The sequence below is a fragment of the Pseudomonas sp. TE9122 genome, assembly GCF_056278925.1.
In genome coordinates this window covers 2805794-2826452 of record NZ_JBWBQI010000001.1, presented here as the reverse complement: position 1 = coordinate 2826452, position 20659 = coordinate 2805794, and the positions used below count along the sequence as shown (strand labels likewise).

At 56.4% G+C, this 20659-nt stretch carries 15 protein-coding genes and 1 pseudogene; 6 read left to right on the top strand and 10 right to left on the bottom strand.

Annotated elements, in window-relative coordinates; all coding sequences use genetic code 11:
• Nucleotides 1-59 precede the first annotated feature (59 nt).
• Nucleotides 60-4956, top strand: a pseudogene (locus tag ACZ9BE_RS12680) (NAD-glutamate dehydrogenase).
• Nucleotides 4957-5017: 61 nt separating this feature from the next.
• On the opposite strand, the gene ACZ9BE_RS12675 reads toward ACZ9BE_RS12680, so the two are convergent.
• The 4 genes from ACZ9BE_RS12675 to pdxR form a co-directional block, all read right to left on the bottom strand.
• Complete coding sequence (locus ACZ9BE_RS12675; RefSeq protein ID WP_476249514.1) at nucleotides 5018-6316, bottom strand: NHL repeat-containing protein; 1299 nt, start codon at nucleotides 6314-6316, stop codon at nucleotides 5018-5020.
• 275 nt (nucleotides 6317-6591) lie between these two features.
• Entirely contained in the window at nucleotides 6592-6993 is a 402-nt protein-coding gene (locus tag ACZ9BE_RS12670; RefSeq protein WP_476249513.1) for a cupin domain-containing protein, read from the bottom strand.
• A gap of 192 nt (nucleotides 6994-7185) precedes the next feature.
• Nucleotides 7186-7479 (bottom strand): putative quinol monooxygenase, encoded by a 294-nt coding sequence (locus ACZ9BE_RS12665; protein WP_476249512.1) that lies wholly within the window; start codon nucleotides 7477-7479, stop codon nucleotides 7186-7188.
• A 123-nt stretch (nucleotides 7480-7602) separates the two neighbouring features.
• Nucleotides 7603-9036, bottom strand: coding sequence for a MocR-like pyridoxine biosynthesis transcription factor PdxR (pdxR, locus tag ACZ9BE_RS12660; RefSeq protein ID WP_476249511.1), 1434 nt, complete (start codon nucleotides 9034-9036; stop codon nucleotides 7603-7605).
• Between the two features lie 443 nt (nucleotides 9037-9479).
• Between pdxR and ACZ9BE_RS12655 the strand changes: the two genes are divergently transcribed.
• The gene (locus ACZ9BE_RS12655; protein ID WP_071172671.1) at nucleotides 9480-9920 is read left to right on the top strand and encodes a carboxymuconolactone decarboxylase family protein; all 441 of its coding nucleotides are present in this window, start codon (nucleotides 9480-9482) and stop codon (nucleotides 9918-9920) included.
• 132 nt (nucleotides 9921-10052) lie between these two features.
• Here ACZ9BE_RS12655 and ACZ9BE_RS12650 read toward each other — a convergent pair whose 3' ends face one another.
• On the bottom strand, nucleotides 10053-10355 hold the full coding sequence (locus ACZ9BE_RS12650) for a hypothetical protein (RefSeq protein ID WP_041480100.1): 303 nt from the start codon (nucleotides 10353-10355) through the stop codon (nucleotides 10053-10055).
• A 150-nt stretch (nucleotides 10356-10505) separates the two neighbouring features.
• On the opposite strand from ACZ9BE_RS12650, the gene ACZ9BE_RS12645 reads away from it, so the two are divergent.
• From ACZ9BE_RS12645 to ACZ9BE_RS12635, 3 genes are read left to right on the top strand one after another with little or no spacing between them, the layout of a single operon-like run.
• On the top strand, nucleotides 10506-11228 hold the full coding sequence (locus ACZ9BE_RS12645; RefSeq protein WP_168772673.1) for a secretin and TonB N-terminal domain-containing protein: 723 nt from the start codon (nucleotides 10506-10508) through the stop codon (nucleotides 11226-11228).
• Nucleotides 11225-11776, top strand: a complete 552-nt coding sequence (locus tag ACZ9BE_RS12640; RefSeq protein WP_122698125.1) for an RNA polymerase sigma factor — start codon at nucleotides 11225-11227, stop codon at nucleotides 11774-11776. The genes ACZ9BE_RS12645 and ACZ9BE_RS12640 overlap by 4 nt, the downstream gene beginning before the upstream one ends.
• A gap of 32 nt (nucleotides 11777-11808) precedes the next feature.
• Nucleotides 11809-12747 carry a FecR family protein gene (locus ACZ9BE_RS12635; protein WP_150740977.1) on the top strand — a complete coding sequence of 313 codons (939 nt, stop codon included), beginning with the start codon at nucleotides 11809-11811 and terminating at the stop codon, nucleotides 12745-12747.
• Nucleotides 12748-12982: 235 nt separating this feature from the next.
• On the opposite strand, the gene ACZ9BE_RS12630 is transcribed toward ACZ9BE_RS12635, so the two are convergent.
• Entirely contained in the window at nucleotides 12983-13591 is a 609-nt protein-coding gene (locus ACZ9BE_RS12630; RefSeq protein ID WP_476249510.1) for a prepilin-type N-terminal cleavage/methylation domain-containing protein, read from the bottom strand.
• A complete protein-coding gene (locus ACZ9BE_RS12625) occupies nucleotides 13588-14034 on the bottom strand; it encodes a GspH/FimT family pseudopilin (RefSeq protein WP_206422054.1) in 447 nt (148 codons plus the stop codon). The genes ACZ9BE_RS12630 and ACZ9BE_RS12625 overlap by 4 nt, the downstream gene beginning before the upstream one ends.
• A 120-nt stretch (nucleotides 14035-14154) precedes the next feature.
• Between ACZ9BE_RS12625 and ACZ9BE_RS12620 the strand changes: the two genes are divergently transcribed.
• The gene (locus tag ACZ9BE_RS12620) at nucleotides 14155-14592 is read left to right on the top strand and encodes a type II secretion system protein N (protein ID WP_476249509.1); all 438 of its coding nucleotides are present in this window, start codon (nucleotides 14155-14157) and stop codon (nucleotides 14590-14592) included.
• Nucleotides 14593-14964: 372 nt separating this feature from the next.
• On the opposite strand, the gene ACZ9BE_RS12615 is transcribed toward ACZ9BE_RS12620, so the two are convergent.
• The 3 genes from ACZ9BE_RS12615 to ACZ9BE_RS12605 all read right to left on the bottom strand — a co-directional run bounded on the left by ACZ9BE_RS12615 (nucleotide 14965) and on the right by ACZ9BE_RS12605 (nucleotide 20523).
• Entirely contained in the window at nucleotides 14965-16041 is a 1077-nt protein-coding gene (locus ACZ9BE_RS12615) for a hypothetical protein (protein WP_476249508.1), read from the bottom strand.
• Between the two features lie 393 nt (nucleotides 16042-16434).
• Nucleotides 16435-16971: a hypothetical protein gene (locus tag ACZ9BE_RS12610; protein ID WP_476249507.1), complete on the bottom strand. Its 537-nt coding sequence runs from the start codon at nucleotides 16969-16971 to the stop codon at nucleotides 16435-16437.
• 126 nt (nucleotides 16972-17097) lie between these two features.
• Complete coding sequence (locus ACZ9BE_RS12605) at nucleotides 17098-20523, bottom strand: P-loop NTPase fold protein (RefSeq protein WP_476249506.1); 3426 nt, start codon at nucleotides 20521-20523, stop codon at nucleotides 17098-17100.
• Between the last annotated feature and the right edge of the window lie 136 nt (nucleotides 20524-20659).

The following is a 20659-nucleotide window of genomic DNA, read 5'->3' as shown; positions in this document are numbered from 1 at the left end:
GAAAGGGGTGTTGCACGCGACGCTTTCCATCAATAACAAGCTTAAGCGGAGTACCACAGATGGCGTTCTTCACCGCAGCCAGCAAAGCCGACTTCCAGCACCAACTGCAAGCGGCACTGGCGCAGCACATCAGTGAACAGGCACTGCCACAAGTGGCGCTGTTCGCTGAACAATTCTTCGGCATCATTTCCCTGGACGAGCTGACTCAACGTCGTCTCTCCGACCTCGCTGGCTGTACTCTCTCTGCGTGGCGCCTGCTTGAGCGCTTCGATCACGCGCAACCGCAAGTGCGTGTCTACAACCCCGATTACGAACGCCACGGCTGGCAGTCGACCCACACCGCGGTCGAAGTGCTGCACCACGACCTGCCATTTCTGGTCGACTCGGTGCGTACCGAGCTGAACCGTCGCGGCTACAGCATTCACACCCTGCAGACCACCGTGCTCAGCGTGCGTCGTGGCAGCAAGGGCGAATTGCTGGAAATCCTGCCAAAAGGCAGCACCGGCGAAGGCGTGCTGCACGAATCGCTGATGTACCTGGAAATCGACCGTTGCGCCAATGCGGCCGAGCTGAATGTGCTGAGCAAAGAGCTTGAGCAGGTGCTCGGTGAAGTGCGCGTCGCCGTCGCTGACTTCGAGCCGATGAAAGCCAAGGTGCAGGACATCCTCACCCAGCTCGACAACAGCGCCTATCCGGTCGATGCCGACGAAAAGAATGAAATCAAGAGCTTCCTGGAATGGCTGGTGGGCAACCACTTCACCTTCCTCGGCTACGAAGAGTTCGTGGTCACCGATCAGGCCGATGGCGGCCACATCGAGTACGACCGGAACTCCTTCCTCGGCCTGACGAAACTGCTGCGCACCGGCCTGACCTACGAAGACCTGCGCATCGAAGACTACGCCGTGTCCTATCTGCGCGAACCGACCCTGCTGTCGTTCGCCAAGGCTGCGCACCCGAGCCGTGTGCACCGTCCGGCTTACCCGGATTACGTGTCGATCCGTGAAATCGACGCCGACGGCAAAGTCATCAAGGAACACCGCTTCATGGGCCTGTACACCTCGTCGGTGTACGGCGAGAGCGTGCGGGTCATCCCGTTCATCCGCCGCAAGGTCGAAGAAATCGAGCGCCGCTCCGGCTTCCAGTCCAAGGCTCACCTGGGCAAGGAACTGGCCCAGGTCCTCGAAGTGCTGCCGCGTGACGACCTGTTCCAGACCCCGGTCGACGAACTGTTCACCACCGTGATGTCGATCGTGCAGATCCAGGAACGCAACAAGATCCGCGTGTTCCTGCGCAAAGACCCGTACGGTCGCTTCTGCTACTGCCTGGCCTACGTGCCGCGCGACATCTATTCCACCGAAGTGCGCCAGAAGATCCAGCAAGTGCTGATGGAGCGCCTGAAGGCGTCCGATTGCGAATTCTGGACCTTCTTCTCGGAATCCGTGCTGGCCCGTGTGCAGTTGATTCTGCGCGTCGATCCGAAGAACCGCCTCGACATCGACCCGCTGCTGCTGGAAAAAGAAGTCGTACAAGCGTGCCGCAGCTGGCAGGACGACTACGCCGCACTGACCGTCGAGAGCTTCGGCGAAGCCCACGGCACCAACGTGCTGGCCGACTTCCCGAAAGGCTTCCCGGCCGGCTACCGCGAGCGTTTTGCTGCGCATTCGGCCGTGGTCGACATGCAGCACCTGCTGAGCCTCAACGAAAAAAATCCGCTGGTGATGAGCTTCTATCAGCCGCTCGGTCAGGTCTCCGGCCAGCGCGAGCTGCATTGCAAGCTGTATCACGCCGACACGCCGCTGGCGCTGTCCGACGTCCTGCCGATTCTGGAAAACCTCGGTCTGCGCGTGCTGGGTGAATTCCCGTACCGCCTGCGCCACACCAACGGCCGCGAATTCTGGATTCACGATTTCGCCTTCACCGCCGCTGAAGGTCTGGACCTCGACATCCAGCAACTCAACGACACCCTGCAGGACGCGTTCGTGCACATCGTGCGTGGCGATGCCGAGAACGATGCGTTCAACCGTCTGGTGCTGACCGCTGGTCTGCCATGGCGCGACGTGGCGCTGCTGCGTGCCTACGCCCGCTACCTGAAGCAGATTCGTCTGGGCTTCGATCTGGGTTACATCGCCAGCACTTTGAACAACCACACCGACATCGCTCGCGAGCTGACCCGGTTGTTCAAGACCCGTTTCTACCTGGCGCGCAAGCTCGGCAGCGATGATCTGGAAGACAAGCAACTGCGTCTGGAACAAGCGATTCTGACTGCACTGGACGATGTTCAGGTGCTCAACGAAGACCGCATCCTGCGTCGTTACCTTGACCTGATCAAAGCCACGCTGCGTACCAACTTCTACCAGACTGACGCCAACGGCCAGAACAAGTCGTACTTCAGCTTCAAGTTCAACCCGCATGCGATTCCTGAACTGCCGAAGCCAGTGCCGAAGTTTGAAATCTTCGTCTACTCGCCACGCGGTCGAAGGCGTGCACCTGCGCTTCGGCAACGTCGCTCGTGGTGGCCTGCGCTGGTCCGACCGTGAAGAAGACTTCCGTACCGAAGTGCTCGGCCTGGTAAAAGCCCAGCAAGTGAAGAACTCGGTCATCGTGCCGGTGGGTGCGAAGGGCGGCTTCCTGCCGCGTCGCCTGCCACTGGGCGGCAGCCGTGACGAAATCGCGGCCGAGGGCATCGCCTGCTACCGCATCTTCATTTCCGGCCTGTTGGACATCACCGACAACCTGAAGGACGGCGCCCTGGTGCCGCCGGTCAACGTCGTGCGTCATGACGATGATGACCCGTACCTGGTGGTCGCGGCGGATAAGGGCACCGCAACCTTCTCCGACATCGCCAACGGCATCGCCATCGACTACGGCTTCTGGCTGGGTGACGCGTTCGCCTCCGGTGGTTCGGCCGGTTACGACCACAAGAAAATGGGCATCACCGCCAAGGGCGCGTGGGTCGGCGTACAGCGCCACTTCCGCGAACGCGGCATCAATGTTCAGGAAGACAGCATCACCGTGGTTGGTGTCGGCGACATGGCCGGCGACGTGTTCGGTAACGGCCTGTTGATGTCCGACAAGCTGCAACTGGTCGCTGCGTTCAACCACATGCACATCTTCATCGACCCGAATCCGAACCCGGCGACCAGTTTCGTCGAGCGTCAGCGTCTGTTCGACCTGCCGCGTTCGGCCTGGACCGACTACGACACCAGCATCATGTCCGAAGGTGGCGGTATCTTCTCGCGCAGCGCTAAGAGCATCGCGATCTCGCCGCAGATGAAAGAACGCTTCGACATCCAGGCTGACAAGCTGACCCCGACCGAACTGCTCAATGCCTTGCTCAAGGCGCCGGTGGATCTGTTGTGGAACGGCGGTATCGGCACCTACGTCAAGGCCAGCACCGAAAGCCACGCTGATGTCGGCGACAAGGCCAACGATGCACTGCGCGTCAACGGCAACGAGCTGCGCTGCAAAGTCGTGGGCGAGGGCGGTAACCTTGGCATGACCCAACTGGGTCGTGTGGAATTCGGCTTGAATGGCGGCGGTTCCAACACCGACTTCATCGACAACGCCGGTGGCGTGGACTGCTCCGACCACGAAGTGAACATCAAGATCCTGCTGAACGAAGTGGTTCAGGCCGGTGACATGACCGACAAGCAACGCAACCAGTTGCTCGCGAGCATGACCGACGAAGTCGGCAATCTGGTGCTGGGCAACAACTACAAGCAGACTCAGGCCCTGTCCCTGGCGGCGCGCCGTGCCTACGCGCGCATCGCTGAGTACAAGCGTCTGATGAGCGATCTGGAAGGCCGTGGCAAGCTGGACCGTGCCATCGAGTTCCTGCCGACCGAAGAGCAACTGACCGAGCGCGTCGCTGAGGGCCACGGCCTGACCCGTCCTGAGCTGTCGGTGCTGATTTCCTACAGCAAGATCGACCTCAAGGAACAGCTGCTCGGTTCGCTGGTGCCGGACGACGACTACCTGACCCGCGACATGGAAACGGCGTTCCCGCCGACCCTGGTCAGCAAGTTCTCCGAAGCCATGCGTCGCCACCGTCTGAAGCGCGAGATCGTCAGCACCCAGATCGCCAACGATCTGGTCAACCACATGGGCATCACTTTCGTGCAGCGACTCAAAGAGTCGACCGGCATGAGCCCGGCAAACGTGGCTGGCGCTTACGTGATCGTGCGCGACATCTTCCACCTCCCGCACTGGTTCCGTCAGATCGAAGCGCTGGACTACCAGGTTTCCGCTGACGTGCAGCTGGAGCTGATGGACGAGCTGATGCGTCTGGGCCGTCGCGCCACGCGCTGGTTCCTGCGTGCCCGCCGCAACGAGCAGAACGCTGCCCGTGACGTCGCGCATTTCGGTCCGCACCTGAAAGAACTGGGCCTGAAACTCGACGAGCTGCTCAGCGGCGAAATCCGCGAGAACTGGCAGTCGCGTTATCAAGCGTACGTCGAAGCCGGTGTGCCGGAACTGCTGGCGCGTATGGTTGCGGGCACTTCGCACCTGTACACGCTGCTGCCGATCATCGAAGCCGCAGACGTCACCGGGCAGAACCCGGCCGAAGTGGCCAAGGCCTACTTCGCCGTCGGCTCTGCGCTGGACATCACCTGGTACCTGCAACAGATCAGCGCTCTGCCGGTTGAAAACAACTGGCAGGCTCTGGCCCGTGAAGCGTTCCGTGATGACGTCGACTGGCAGCAACGGGCGATCACCATCTCCGTCCTGCAACAGGGCGACGGCTCGCAGGACGTGGAAGCACGCCTGGCGCTGTGGATGGCCCAGCACGAAAGCATGATCGAACGCTGGCGCGCCATGTTGGTGGAAATCCGTGCTGCGAGCGGTACGGACTACGCCATGTACGCGGTGGCCAACCGTGAACTGCTGGATCTGGCGTTGAGCGGGCAAGCAATCGTGCCTGCGATCACTGCGAATGCCGAGCTTGAACTGGCGTAAGTAGTGGCTGAATGAAGAAGCCCCGCTCTCGAAAGAGGCGGGGCTTTTTCTTGTCTGTCATTCAGAACGTATCGGCGCAGCGAAAGGCGAAGCTACCGACGCCGTCCGTACGGGGCAGGGATGTTCCGGCTACGACAATCTGATTGTCCTGAATGGCAAGGCCTCCCGCCATGTCGAGCACGCCGGTCAGATTGATGACCAGCACACCGTCGTCGGCAAAATCGCTATCTGGATAGCCGTCCGATTTGAACTGGGCAATGACGATTTCCGAGTCTTGTTCGCCGTGGGTGCTGGAAAGCACGACGATGTGTCCGTCCCTCAGCGTGCCAGCAGTCCATTGGATGCCGAAAAGGGCTTTTGGATAGGACGTCAGGACTGGCCTCCCTTCATTGATGTCGATGGCGTATTTCCCGTTCCTGTCGACACAAACCAGGACGCCCTGGTGAACAAAATCCTTCGAGGTGGCGCTACCGATGCCAAGGATGTTGCCACCAGGCATTTCGACCAGTTGGTTGATCTGACTGAGCTTGTCCAGGCGGTCGAACAGGGCAAAACCGTTATCGCCAAAGCTGCTGACAGGCTTACCTGTGGCGTCGAAGAGGGCGATCATTGCGCGGTAGCGGTTTTCACGTGAAACGTAACCTGCGATGGCGAATTTGCCGTCCTGGAGCCGGATCAGTGAGCCAGCCCACGTGAAGTTGGCCAGGTATCGAATCACGACGTAACCCTTCCCCTGGCCAAACGCAGTGTCCAGAGCCCCGTTGCTTTGCAGTCTGATCAAAAGACCGCATTGGTCATTGGGGGAATATCGATGGTTGCTCAACACCATCAGTTTTCCGTCGTCCAGTTCAATGGCATGGCCACTGTAATCGGATGCCGTAGTGCGTTTTTGCCCAAGTTCGATCTCGGACGACGTGAGCGCGGGCACCGGAATCGGGCCAACGAAGACTATGCCGTTGACGCCAAATGCGGTCTCGGGCGTTCCGTCATTGCGAAACATTGCCAGGCAGCGTTGTGGCTGTGCGTATTCGTGTAGATAAAAGGCACCCTGAAGCAACAGATTTCCGTTCTTGAGGATGCTGATGCTGCCACCCGTGGATTTATAGCCCGGAGCGAAAACCCCGCTGGCCACGCCATCCCGGGCAAACGAAGTGTCCTGTGTGCCATCAGGCTTCAATCGCACAATGGCGAACTTGTTGCCCGGACTTGCGGCGATCAGCAGCTTGCCGTCCGCCGCGACGGCAACTGCGTTGGCGAAGCCGTTTTCCTGATCGGGATATTTAAACCAGGTGAGGCCATTTTTATCGGGGCCGAAAGTGGGGTCCAGATTATGCACAGCGGTGTCTTTTACTTCAGTCATGGTCTGCTCCTCGAATACGCTGTTTTTGCGTAAAGCGATCAGTCGATAGGGACCGGCAAATCAACGCAGTGCTGGTATTTGGGGAGCTTTCGGTCGCGCTGTCCACTGTCAGACCTGACAGTGGACAGCGGCGGATGATTGTGGATTTGGAAGACGGGATGGCCTGTCTTGCCGGGGATTTAATGTCTGAGGGATTTTGTGGTGTCTGGTCTGGCGCCTTCGCGAGCAGGCTCGCTCCCACGGTTGATCGCATTCCAAATGTGATCAGGCAGCCATCAGTTTTCCAGCGGGATCAGCACCTGCTCGTTCGGGGCCATCACCATGAACACCAGCAACCTGGCAGGCTTGGTTGAGCTGGCGTTTTTCGACACCAGATGCTCGGAGCCGGCCGGCTCGTACCAGTACTGGCCCTTTTTGTAAGTGATCGCCTGTTCGCCTTTGACTTGGGAAATCACTTCGCCGTCGAGCACGTAAGCCATCGCCGTGCCTTCGTGTTTATGGGCGATCGAGGATTGCCCGGGCTGGTAGTCGACTTCGATCATCATGGCTTTCTTGCCGGGGGCGTTTTTCAGCAGTTGGTCCTGCAGGACGGTGATTTTTTCGGATGGGTCGTGAGCAATTGCCGAGGCGGAGAGGGTGAAGGCGAGGGCGGCAGCGACGAGGTGCAGGGCTTTCATGGCGGGTTACCTGTGATGGTGGGGGTGTGCTCACAGTAGGCCGCAATGTGGCCGGTTCAAACGGCCAATATTCGCGAAGATCAGGTGACCAATTCTGGTTCAAAAGCAAAGATCGCAGCCTTCGGCAGCTCCTACAGGGGAACGCATTCCAGAGTAGGAGCTGCCGAAGGCTGCGATCTTTTGATCTTGCTTTTAGACGATAGGGAAGCTGTTGAAATCGACGCTATTGGCCAGGCGGCTATCGATCAGGTCGATAAACCCCTGTGCCTCGGGCCGGTTGAAATGCGCCTGCATCGCCGCTTCCGACTGCCAGCGCGCGCTGACCGTCCAGCGGTGGCTGTCCTCGGGGCAGCGGTCGACCAGGTAGGAATCGCAGCCCGGGGTTTCGCGCAGGGTGTCGACGATCTTCTGCAATTGCTTGCCGAGCTCTTCCGAGCGGCCCGCAAAAGCCTTCACTTCAACCGTGTTGATCACTTCGTTGGACATTGCTCACACTCCTGAATCAGGCCGGACGAATCCTGCTCACTGAGGGATAACGCCTGTGCAGAATAGGCCTGTCGCCATGAATCACCAATAACCAATCGGCGGTAAAAGCCTTATACCAACGGCTCATGACAGCTGTTCGAGGATGTCGCGCAAGCGATCGAGGGCAATGTCGATGTCGAGGGTTTCGATGGCGCCGAAACCGAAGTAAAGGCCTTCTTTCGCCGGCTGCTGGTAGTAGAAACCACTGATCGCATACAGGCCGACCTCGACCTTTTTTGCCAGCTCGATGACCAACGGCAAATCGATAGGCACCTTGCAGAACACCGCCATGTGAAACCCGGCGCTGGCCGGCACGGCTTGCAGCCATGGCGCCAGATCCGTCGCCATGCGCTCCAGGATGCGTTCGCGGCGTTGCGCGTAGATCGTGTGGCAGCGGCGGATGTGCTTGAGCAGGCAACCCTCGGCGATGAACTTGGCCAGCGCCCATTGCGGCAGAGTCGAGGCGTGCAGATCGGTGAGCTGTTTGGCGCGGATCACCGCCTCGATGATCGACGGCGGCAGGATCGCGTAGCCCAGGCGCAACTCCGGCAGCAGGGTTTTCGAGAAGGTGCCGACGTAGGCGACGATGCCGCGCTGATCGAGGTTGTACAGCGAATCGGTGGGTCGGCCCTCGTAGCGGAATTCGCTGTCGTAGTCGTCCTCAATGATGATCGCGCCGAGATCGTGAGCACGGGCGAGCAGGGCCTCGCGGCGCGCCTGACTCATCGCCATGCCCAGCGGAAACTGATGCGATGGCGTCACATAGATGAGCCGGGTGCCATCGGGAATGTGCTCGACCTGAATGCCCTCGGCATCCACCGGCACCCCGACCACCTCCGCGCCATGCGTGCCGAACAACAAGCGCGCGGGCGGGTAGCCGGGGTCTTCCATGGCCACCAGACTGCCGGGACGGGTCAATACGCGGGCAATCAGGTCCAGTGCCTGCTGCGCGCCGTTGCACACGACGATGTCCTCGTCCTGACAGTTGATGCCACGGGAAAACGCGATGTGCCGGGCGATCGCATTGCGCAGCGCCGGCAAGCCTTCGGCGACGCTGTAGAAACCTTTCGACTGCGCCATCTGCCGCATCGCATGGGCGACGCAGCGGCGCCAGTCGTCGTGGGGGAACTGGCCTTTGCTGGTGGCGCCGCCGATAAAGTCGTAGCGCAGCGAACCTTCCAGCGTCGGGTGACGCAGGAACACCGGCAGATTGCGCCAGCTCTCGATCACCTCGGCACTGGCCAGCTCGGTGTGGCTCTGCTTGCGCTGCACCTGCGCCGGTCGGGCGTTGACGTAGGTGCCTTTGCCGATCACGCCGGTGAGGAAGTTTTCGTAGGTCAGCTGCGCATAAGTGTCGGAAATGGTCTTGCGCGAAATGCCCAATTGCTCGGCCAGCAAGCGGCTCGGCGGCAACTGCGTACCCTCCGCCAGTCGCCCGGATTCAATCGCCGCGCGCAACTGCTGATACAACTGACCGGCAAGATCCTTGCGGCCGTTGATCACGACATGAAGTTCCATACCGACGAGGCTCCCGGGTGTTGAGTGAAGTGTCGGTCAGATTAGCGTTGTTGGGCTTATGGCAGTAGTTGCGTGGAGTAAAAACCGCAAATTGGCGCAAGTCCCTGTGGGAGCGAGCCTGCTCGCGATGGCGGTGTGTCATTGAACAGATTCGTTGTCTGACACTCCGCTATCGCTGGCAAGCCAGCTCCCACAGTTTTTGCGGCGTGCACAAATCTTGTGAACGAAGTTAAACCTTGTGGGAGCTGGCTTGCCAGCGATGGCGGTGGTGCAGTGGATGAATATTTGTCTGGGAAACCGCTTTCGCGAGCAGGCTCGCTCCCACAGGTATTGCGTTTGGCCGAGGTTCATTGGTGTAGCCGGAATTCATGGAATTGGGGCTGTAACACAGCCCTCACAGCCCTTACCGTGAACTCATCATTCCGCCTGCCGAGAGCCGCGCCATGTCCCTGCGTCTGGATTACTACAACGCTTCGCCCAAGGCGATGAAAGCGATGCTTGCCATGGAGGCGCTGACCGCCAACCTGAGCATCGAAGCGCCGCTTCTGCAATTGATCCGGATCCGCGCTTCGCAACTCAACGGCTGCGCATTCTGCACTGACATGCACTCGGTGGACGCGCGGCGGGCCGGGGAGAGTGATCGGCGCCTGTATGCGGTCGCGGTGTGGCGCGACAGCAACTTCTTCAACCCCCGCGAACGCGCGGCGCTGGCCTGGGCCGAGGCGGTGACGCTGTTGGCCGAAAGCCACGTGCCGGATGACGTCTACCAGCAGGCGCGCGAGCAGTTCGATGAAGGCGAACTGGTGGACCTGACCGTAGCGGTGAGCACCATCAACAGCTGGAATCGTTTGGCTGTCAGCTTCCGTCAGACCCCGAGTGACTGAAAGCACCCATCCCTGTCTTTGATGGTTCCCACGCTCCGCGTGGGAATGCAGCCCGGGACGCTCTGCGTCCCATTGGAACGCGGAGCGTCCCTTGAGGCATTCCCACGCGGAGCGTGGGAACGATCAACCTGCCTAATTCGCCGGCCGCTGCGGTTTCACTGATGTGCCAAACGTATTGCCCATCCGCGTACTGGTCGCAGCCGGGGTCGCCAGTCCGACCTGATTCGGCGCGCGCTTGTGCACCGGCACATTCAACGCTTCCATATTCTTCTGCGCCGCCGCCGCGCCGTCGGGATTGTTGCCCATCTGCTGGCTCAGGCAATCGTAATTCGGCGCCTTGTAACCGCCGACCGTGACCTCGACACAGCCCAGCGGCTCTTCCGCCTGCGCCGCGCCCACCGTCATCAGCAAGACCCACATCCACCGCGTTTTCATGTCCGCCTCCTGGCCCGCCCGAATGGGCCGCTCTGGGGTTTGAGTCTAGTGCAAGCGCGGCGCAAAACCCGTGATGGTTTTTTTGCACCGCCCGTCATACCAGAGTCATAAATGCCCCGCAGGATAGCGATTTTCAGGGGTGCGCCAGTCGTGCAGCGAGGCAGTTCGCGGATCAGTCTTCAGCGCTCGGCGACGCTTGTGCGCCGCGCGGGTCTGGGGTGGCTACTCGGTCTGCTGGCCTGCGCGGCCAATGCAGATCCAGCAGCGGCAGATATGCGCATGACCTTGCACATCCCCGCGCAGGAACTTGCTCGGGCGTTGGATCAATACAGCCGCGCCACGGGCGTCGCCGTGCTGGTCGACAGCCAGTTGAGCCGGGGCCGCCGCTCCCTCGCCGTGGATGGCGAATTCACCGCCGCCGATGCCTTGCGCCATTTGCTCGGCGGCACCGGGTTGATGGCGCGTTACGCCCGCGCCGACGCGTTCACCCTGCAAGCGGCGCAGGTGGAAGATCTGCCGGTGCCGACGGACAAACCCACGCCGGCCGCTGTCGCGGTCAACCGCAGTTACGCGACGGCGGTGCAAGCGGCGATCGAGCGCAAGCTGTGCCGCTCGCCGCTGACACGACCGGGCAGTTATCGCGCGGTGTTGCAGGTGTGGGTCGGGCGCGACGGCGTGGTGCAGCACAACCGGTTGGTCACTTCGACCGGCGATGTACGGCGCGATAACGCGCTGGTGGAAAGTTTTCGCAACCTCACAATCGATCGGCCGACGCCCAGCGCCTTGCGCCAGCCGGTCACGTTGCTGTTGTTACCGGAGTCGTCAGGGAAGCGCATGGAATGCACGAGATGGGAAGGAGTTTCCGGGGGATGAAAGACGCCGGACAAAGCGTGATGGGCCAGCTGTTCCTCAGCTCCTACGAGGATTTTCGCGTGCGCCTGCGCCGCCGCCTCGGTTCCGAGGACCTGGCCAATGACGTGCTGCACGAGACCTGGCTGCGGGTCGATCGCATGGAGACCCCGCCGAACCTGCTCAAGCCCAACGCCTACCTGTATCGCATGGCCCTGAACATCGCCGCCGACCGCCGCCAGGCCGATGCGCGCCTGCTCACCGGTACTGAGGTCGAAGAGCTGCTGCAACTGGGCGACGAAGCCCTCGACCCGGCGCGGGTGGTCGGCGGGCAAAAGGAGATGCAGGCCCTGCTCAGCGCCTTGTACGAACTGCCCGCACGGCGTCGGCGGATCTTCATCGCCGCGCGGCTGGAAGAGGCGCCACACCTGGAAATCTCCCAGCGTTTCGGCATTTCCACGCGCATGGTCGAGAAGGAAATCAAAGCCGCGCTGGGCTTCTGCGCAGCAAAACTGGAAAGAAAAGTGTTTCAGCGGTTCGGTCGCGGGGCCGGAAAACCGTCTAGCGAATAGTGACCCGATTAATCCGTTGAGAATTTGCGCGTTTGAACATCTTTCGACTGAAACCCGCCGAGCCTTCGGCCACCGAGTCTCTGCACAGCGAAGCCCAAGATTGGCTGATCCTGCTGACCTCGGGCCGCGCCACCGTCGCCGACGCCCGCGCCCTGCGCGAATGGTGCGCGCAAAGCGGCGAACATGCCCAGGCGTTCGAAGAAGCCAAGCGGCTGTGGCATCACCTGCAACCGGCCGCCGAAGCCGTGCAGGGCCGACGCAGCTTCGGTCGACGGGCATTTCTCGGCGGCGCGATTGCCGCATCCGCCGCATTCCTGCTGGTGCGCGGCACGATTCCCGGCGGCTTCGAAGGCTTGGGCGCCGACTACATCACCGAAGTCGGCCAACAGCGCCGAGTCGAACCGGCACAAGGTGTCAGCCTCGAGCTCAACACCCAGACCCGCATCAACCAGCGCAGCGTCGAAAACGGCGTGCAGGGCTTTGAACTGGTCAGCGGCGAAGTCGAAGTGCAAACCGCACGCCTGCCGCTGGCGATGCAGGCCGGAGCAGGGTGGTTGCGCGCCAGCCAGGCCCGCTTCAACCTGCGCAACACCGACCAGCAAGTCTGCGTGACCTGCCTCGACGGCACGGTCGACGTCGCCATCGAAGGCCGCAACCTGCGCCTCGAAGCGGGCCAGCAAGTCACCTACGACGCACGGCAAATCGGCAACGTGCAAACCGTCGACACCGCCGCCGTGATGAACTGGCGCCAACAAGTGCTGGTGTTCAACGGCGCGACCCTCAGCCAGATGATCGACGAAATCAACCGCTACCGCCCCGGCATGCTCCTGCTGCTCAACCGCGAACTCGGCCAACGCCGCGTCCAGGCCCGCTTCAACCTCGACCAACTCGCCGGCGTCGCCTTGCTGATCCGTGATGCGTACGGCGTCAAATGCACCGAACTGCCCGGCGGCGTGGTCGTGCTCAGCTAACCAAAGCCCAGCGCGATCCAAATGTAGGAGCTGCCGAAGGCTGCGATCTTCTGATCTTGATCCTGCCTTCTGTGGGAGCTGGCTTGCCAGCGCTGACGGCCTAAAAGACCGCCCCCAACCCAATTGTGGGAGCGAGCCTGCTCGCGAAAACGGTCTACCAGTGACAACAATATTGACTGACCCACCGCAATCGCGAGCAGGCTCACTCCTACAAAAAAAGCTGCGGTGACCCCGGCTATTGCAACAACCCAATCACCTGCCGATACCGCTCAACCCCCTGCGCCGTCTGCCGACTCAAACTAATCTCCAATCCCAACGGATCCTCCCGCCGATTCCCACTCAGCTTCCGCCAGCCCTTGTCCACCTCCCAAACCCGCACCTGCACATCACTCACCTCACTCAACACCGCAACCCCATTCCCAGGCGCCGGCAACGGATAGCGATTGCGCGCCTCAGCCACCGCCCGATACAACGTATCCCCCTTGACCCACCACCGAACCCGCTGCAACGCCCCCGGCTGATCCGCCGCGCTACGAATAATGTCCAGCCGAAACCCCTTGCTGTCACTGCTGCGCACCGTCACCGCCGGCGGCGCGGTCGGCGCCTCATCCTCAGCCCCGACCTTGCGCGGCTCGCTCAACTCCACCCCCGCGCGCATGTCGACATCGCGCTGCAACTGATTCAACACCCGCAACAAGCCATCGCTCTGCTCACTGCTCGCCTGCAAATGACTGTCCGCCCGCGTCACGCTGTCCAGCCCGCGCCAGGCAATCAGACTCACCACCGCCATCAGCAGAATCGCGACCATCACCTCGATCAAAGTGAACCCTTGCTGAGTCTTCATTGAATACTGATCCGCCCACTGCCATCGCGCAGCACACTCAGCCGATTGGCCCCATCAGACAAAATCAGCCGCAACGGCGGATTGATCCACTCGGCATTCAGCACCACCGTCTGCCGGGGCTCCACACGCACCTCCACCTTCGGGCTCTGCCACACACGCGGCCGCAACTGCGCATCCTCCTTGAACGACTCAAACCCCACGCCATCATCCCCACGCCGACCAAAGCGAAACCCCTTGGCATCCGTCACCCACACAATCGGCCGCCCATCCGCGCGAGCCTCGGCCTGCGCCACCTGCAACAACTGCGCAACCCGCTCGGCATCCTTGCGCAACAACTGCAACGGATCGGGCCTGATACTCAAACTGATCGCCGCACTGGCAATCCCGATGATCACCAGCACCACCATCAACTCGATCAACGTAAAACCCTGCTGCCTGCTCATCACCCACGCGCTCCTTGGCGTCCCACCCCATCGTGCCCGGTGAACATGTAAGGCATGTGAAATAAAACGGAGAGAATTGCCGCGTAGGCTGGCAACAGGGACAACAAGGAGCGACAACCCATGAAACTCACCGCACGGATTACCCCGGCACAAACCGTCCAGGCCCTGGCCCTGCTCGCCGCCCTGGTGGGCGTCGCGACATGGTCGTCGCTGCTGCTGACCTCGGCGGAATCCCACACACCCGCAGCCGCCCCGCAAGTGCTCGCGACCAGGAGCGATAGCCCGGCGTTGCAGTGGTTCTCCAATGAGACCGCACCGGTGGATATCAAGGTGAGCGGGGTGATCGCGGGCGGGAGTGGGACGGTGGCGATATTGAGTTTGAATGATGGCGCGCCGAGGAGTTTTTTGGTGGGGGAGAAGGTTGGGGTTGGGGTGAAGTTGGTGGGGGTTGAGGGGGACGGGGTGGTGATTGAGCGAGGGGGGGAGAGGGTGCGGTTGGGGGTGGAGAGGTTGGGGGAGGGGGTGGTTTTGCCGAGGTTAGTGAGGCCCGAATTGTAGAGAGGGCAAAGGGACAATCCCGAGGTCTTGGCGTTGCTCTACCTAAATAAAAACAATTGTGTTTGTCCGCTATCGGCCAGAAGCGGACGTTAGTCTCGTCCTCTGGCTCCCTATTCGCTGGGCATTCTGAAACGTTTGAAGCATCTATCGGTCATGCTCCCGCGCTTGTACTGGCATATTGATACTGGTAATTTGAAGAGAAATCAGTATTTATATGGATATAGAATAAGATGGCAAGAACTCCAAGATGGGAAAGCAAATCAAATATGCATGCTATAAGCCCAAGGATCCAACCTGTCGTGATCGATAGAGTGAGTCCTCAGGTGACGTGCTCTAAGTATAGTTATCAGAAGCTCGCCTAAGCTGCACTTGCTATTTTTTGATCTTTGATATTACATTGGCAAGATGTTCGAGCCCATCAAATGTCGAAGGAATTGCCCCCTCATCATTTACTATCCCACTAAAAACTATTTGATCAAATCGATCTAGCAATTGGGGATTATCCTTGCTTACCTCTTTAGCGTATACAGCATAATCCTGAACAAACTGACAAAGCGTCATGCGAAGATCTATTTGTATTAATTGCGCCTTTACTGATCTGTAATTTTGCAGCGCGACTCTAAAAAAGTAAGCCATTACGACTTCAAAGCCTAGAAGCGCCAAATAAAACTGAGTATCAAGCTCTGGCCGAGAACCAGGAGTAAGCGCGATATAAAATTTCACAGCGAACGGTAGAACCATTAACAGCGCCAAAAAAACCAATACGAATAAACCTATAGCTCCTTCTGTTCCTTTGGCAGCTCGAAGTTTGCTGAAACCGTCATACAAACCAAAGAAGTTAAAGGCATTTTTGTAGGTGTCTAACTTTTCCTTTAAGGAGTTGACTCTAACTTCACGCTCACCCAAGTCTGTAGCTATTCTTTTTCGTTCAAGTTCAACTTGCTCAAGCTGTGCAGGTAATTCTCTTAGCGCTAGCATGTTTGGATGGTGAATGTAGCGCTTGGCAATATCAATCAACATTTGATGCTCGGCATATTTCAGTTGGGAAAATGTCCTTCCATCATATTCATAGTCATATATGCGAGCAATAAGCCCTAACAAGTCGCCTGGCAATGTATCAACGCTTCCTAGCTGGTACTCAACAAGAAACCTGTATGATGTTGAAAACATAAACTCTACATCTGAAATGTCGCTCAGCACTAGGTGGTTTGCGCCCTCGACATATCTATCTCCCATGCTGTTTATATTTACAGGGCACCTTTCATCAAAAAGCTCAGGATAAGATTTTATATGATGGAAAGTAGCGCCAATGAAATTTAATAGATATCGGTTCTTCTCATCCTCATCTTCGCCAAGGCCGTCGATAACTGTCCTGATTCGTGTGGATGCATGCTCGAAGATTGACCTTCTCGAACTATCTGAAAAATACGGCTCAATCACAGACTCCATAACTCCTCCACCCACCTTAAAAAACATGGTAATTTGGCATAAAAATATTGAGCAAGCATTATATGTCTTATCGGGCTGTTTTTGAATTTTAGCTGCGGTGCTTGCTGGTATAACTGATACATCTCTGACGACGTGTTAGTGATACCCACCAACAAAATCTGTCCCTGACGAGAAACGAGTTGCCCTTGATTCGCACGTCTGGCCGTCTTCTGCCTATTATCACCGTCCGGTACTGACCGATGGCTGCCGTTCACGAACGACGGCTTTCGACCCATAGCGGCCATCCGTGGGGGACTTGAGCCGGCCAAAAACCGTCACTCGTACGAGACCACAGTCAGGCACACGAAGACATTGAAGTATCGCGTGGAAAATTAGCGACGATGCAAATGAGGATTACGTCGAAGAAGTACCTGCGTGCCTCAAGACTTTAAACGCATCATCGATAGCTTTTTCGGCATCTTTGATCTGCGTGAGAACAGCCATCAGGTGCTGATCGATCTCCACTTCGGGCGAGGAGTCAGGGACATCTCCCAGCAATTTACTGAAGTTTTTTAAGTGGTTAACTTGGAAGAGCGCGTTGGCGAGAGTTTGACTCAGCGACTCGCTAAAAAGGTCAGCTTTGTCTAGAAACTGAGAGGGTAGCTCGACTGACAGCAGTAAGGCTTTTGATGCTAAAGTTTGCCGGGCTTCCTGACTATTTCGAACGTCAATCAAAAACGATTGGTCGCCGCTTGACGGTACCACTGTGGATCTGAATTTAGCTAATTCACCTTGCGTGGTCGCAATGTGGGAAATCATGATCTGGGCTAAAAGCCTGGCACTTGCAGTTCGTTCACGCCCTCTTTGAAATTTGTCAATAATCCAAACTGCGAGCGCGATACAAGCAGCAACCGCAGTCCATTCGACTTTCGATCCTTCACATAGCCACATAACATTTTTCCTTCGACTGGCTAAACGCAACGACTGGCTTTATGTGCTCCCATTCAAACATGTGTCTACGCTCCTGGGAACTTAGCCCTTAACCATCTGTTACAAGGCCCCGACAGGGGGAGCGCTTTATTTTTTAGGATTAGAGGCGTCTGCGTCAGGGAGTGTTGAAAGCGAGTCTCGCTCTTCGGGCTTTGTCTGGATAGCATCTTGAGCGACCGCCTGTTCTGCCTTGAGCAACTCAACGTTCGCCTGCTCGGCTTTTTTCTCGGAAGTTTGGATGATCTTGAAGATATTCTTAAACATAGATCGCTTAGCGAACGCTTGATAGAGCTTTGGCGCAGACTTTTTAAGCTTGGCTACGGCAGTAGCCATTGCCTCACGAAGTTCCTCAGAGTAATTGAAGCTTGCGATTTGTTTAGCACGGTCTTCAAGGTAAGTCAGTACATCATTCGATTCCTGCAGGTGCACCCTCAAGTAATCCAGAAGCCCCATTAGCCTGCCAACTTCAGCAGTGTTGGCAGGTTGGATATCGACAATAAGATTGCCGAAGTTTCTTAAAAGCCAGACGGCTGATTCAGCATTGCCACCTTCCACATACACAATATCTCGAAGGTCAGCACCCAATAGATTTTTCTGAGCCTGATCTGCGACCGTGATCAGTGGAGCTAGGCTACGCACAGCACGAACGCATTCGTGGTTCTCCAACTCGCCCACCATGATCTTTCTCAAGATATCAATAAAGCAGCTGCGATAAGTGGAGGCGAGGATGAAACCTCCCTGCTCGTAGCACCATCCGATTAATTTATGATGATTATCGCTACGGCTCAACAAGATCGGTTCCCATTCTTCGCTACTGCGATCGGAACTGTAAAATTCCAAAACTTTAAGCTTAAAATCTTTACACTGTTCAACGGAGGAAGTGACGAACTTATCTAAAAAAACGCCATCAAGTTTATCAAGAGCATCGAAGTCAGCTTTAAAATTATGCTGCCAATCTTCAATCCAGTCGAATAGCACTTGCGAATCGACACCGTTAGACGAAACGGCGGTAACTACCTTACTAAAATTACGACAAACATAAACAGAATTCATCTTCCACGCCGCATTATCATGAATTATCCAAGCCCAAACTTTAGAAATAATTGGCCCAACTGCTGGATCAAGATATCCAGAAATTAGTGTGTCAGCACTGCCCACACCCCGAAAAAGCAGCTTGAAAACCTTACTTTCTACAATACTATCTAGACTTTCAAACTTGGCTAGTTCATCAAATTTTTTAGCCACCATCAACACCACAGCAACTGCGGCATTTTGATTTACAGTTCTCTTATCAAAGGATTGATTCATGACCTGAGTGATAGCCATCTCTGGCAACTCTTTAGACAGAGCCATGCCGTAAAGAAGTGCTTCGTTATTTGGATAAGCCGTCAGCGATTGCGAAAGCTGCAAAACCTCCTCATCAGTCACAGGAACTTGGAGGTCTTGACCTATCCTACGGGCACCATTGAGGACATCTAGTAGTATTTCCCGCTGAATCTCATTGACAAGCAAAGTCTCAGTCGAATCCGGCAGCGCAACTATGTGTTGCTTTACACTCTTTAGTCCAGTCGGCGTGAAATTAAATTGATCGATACTGACAGCTTTCAGATCCTCGCACTCAGTAAAAACGTGAACAAAGTAAGCAGCATTACTTATGTTAAACGTAATTGGCTCATGACCAAGCGCATCGATAAAGAGATCATAATCCCTTAGCAGGTCTCGTTTGACCTCAAGGGTTTCAGTATCGACGCCATCATTAACAGCCAACCTCAGAGACTTCGCCAAATCAGCCTTTAGCCGTTCCATTCCGGCAGTGTTCAAACCTGCCAGTCGACAGGTCTTCAATGCAGCAAAGAACTCGTCGCCATCGTCTGGGACACTGCCCTGAAATATCTTTCCTTCGGCATTCAACAAAGAAATTACGCGCTGTAAATTCTCTTCAGATAGCTTCTGTGACGCATCCGCAACTACTCGAATCAGATCCTGGTTAAAGACATCTTTCGAGAGGTACCGCTTGAACGCATCGTTGAATCCGAATGTTGATACGAGCTCAGCAAAGCGCTCACCATCTTTCTCACTAACAGACGACAGTAAAGGCTCATCAATCAATTCGGCCATCGCAATCGCTCTGTCGGTCAGAAAGTGGATTTGGAGAAACTGTATCTGCCATCCACCCTCCAAGTCGGAGCCCGCATGCTTTTCTAGGAGATGCTGTGTAATAACAAGGTCAGCATCATCAAATTCTGGATTGGCTTTCTTATAGGTATCTGAAAGCCCATTTGCCCTGATCACTTCTGCAAGTGGCAGCTCACCGTACTTGCATAGGAGCAATTGTGCCCCAATGCAGACGATATCTATATCATCACCCAACGTCAGAGAAGTAGTGGCAATATCGTTGATAAAGCGCTTTTGTAAGCGAGGAGTTACCAACTTATTTCTCATTGGACTATGGCGCTGAAGTAGCAGCGCGCATTTTTCCGCAACGTCTTTAGAGATATCTGGAAAGGTATTTTTCCACAATTGGTAGAATCCATCCTTCCAGCCTGCTGTAATAATAGGCGGAGCGCGAAAAACAACCGGGAATTTTTTTGCTATAAAATCTCGCGAATCATAAGTTCGCTCATTCTCGGGCGCAAGATATTTGGCAACTTTATTTGAGCAAAACGGCACGACAACCGTAAAATGGTTGTCTGCCGAGACCCAAGTAAAGATTTCTAAATCGCTCCAGACTGCTCGCAAGCTCTCTTTCGGTAAGCGATCCAGGTTGTCCAAGATGACTACATAATGAAGGTCACCTACCAGTTTCAAATCATCTTCAAGTGTGCGTTTGAGATCTAGAGGCGTTACTTCCTTAGCAACCTTGATTTTTTCGTTGATGGTATCATCAGACCCTCCCTTAAAGAGGTGGAGAATGCTCCAAGGCTGGTCGCCTACCATAGTGTTTTTAAGCTTGAAATGCGCAACAAGCAACACAATCAAGGGACTTATCAGGGAAAAAATATGAACAAAGATCCAAGCAACAATAGGATCTTTCATCTTGCCTATCCCAAATAGCTCTTTGAAGGAACTAGTCGAGAAAAACAAGGCAATTACGAGAATCAATGCCCAGGAACTTACACGACTTACCGTGCTCTTGGTGTACGTGAATTGCCGTCCTAAAGCACGGTCTCGACTATCATTAAGTGATTCTTTTATCTTCTTGTCAGAACCGATTTTGTCAGTTAGCTCATCGGTAAATAGCTCAATAAAATTGCTCTTTATGGAGCCCTGATAGTTTTGCTCGCAATCAAAAAACCATACCTTGTATTTCTGATCGACCTTCACGAGCTTTTGCTGCAGCATCTTCAGGATGGAGCTCTTGCCTGACCCGAACTCACCATCGAGCCCGATTACTCTGGAGTTTTCGTCATCCGCAATATAGTCACACATCGCAGAGGCCACCTTGTCATGGCTACCACCAGGAAACACGTCCAGCTCAGACGGCTGCTCATTTTGGAAGGATATGCGTGACACGGAAAATCCTTTTCGAGGGGATCAAGTCAGGTGAGAAAAATAGCACATTAATATCACGGACGACCGCCTGTGATGGCAAGCGAATTAATGATTATCCGAGCAAGTGCCTTACCTAGTTCCATAGATAACCTAAGCC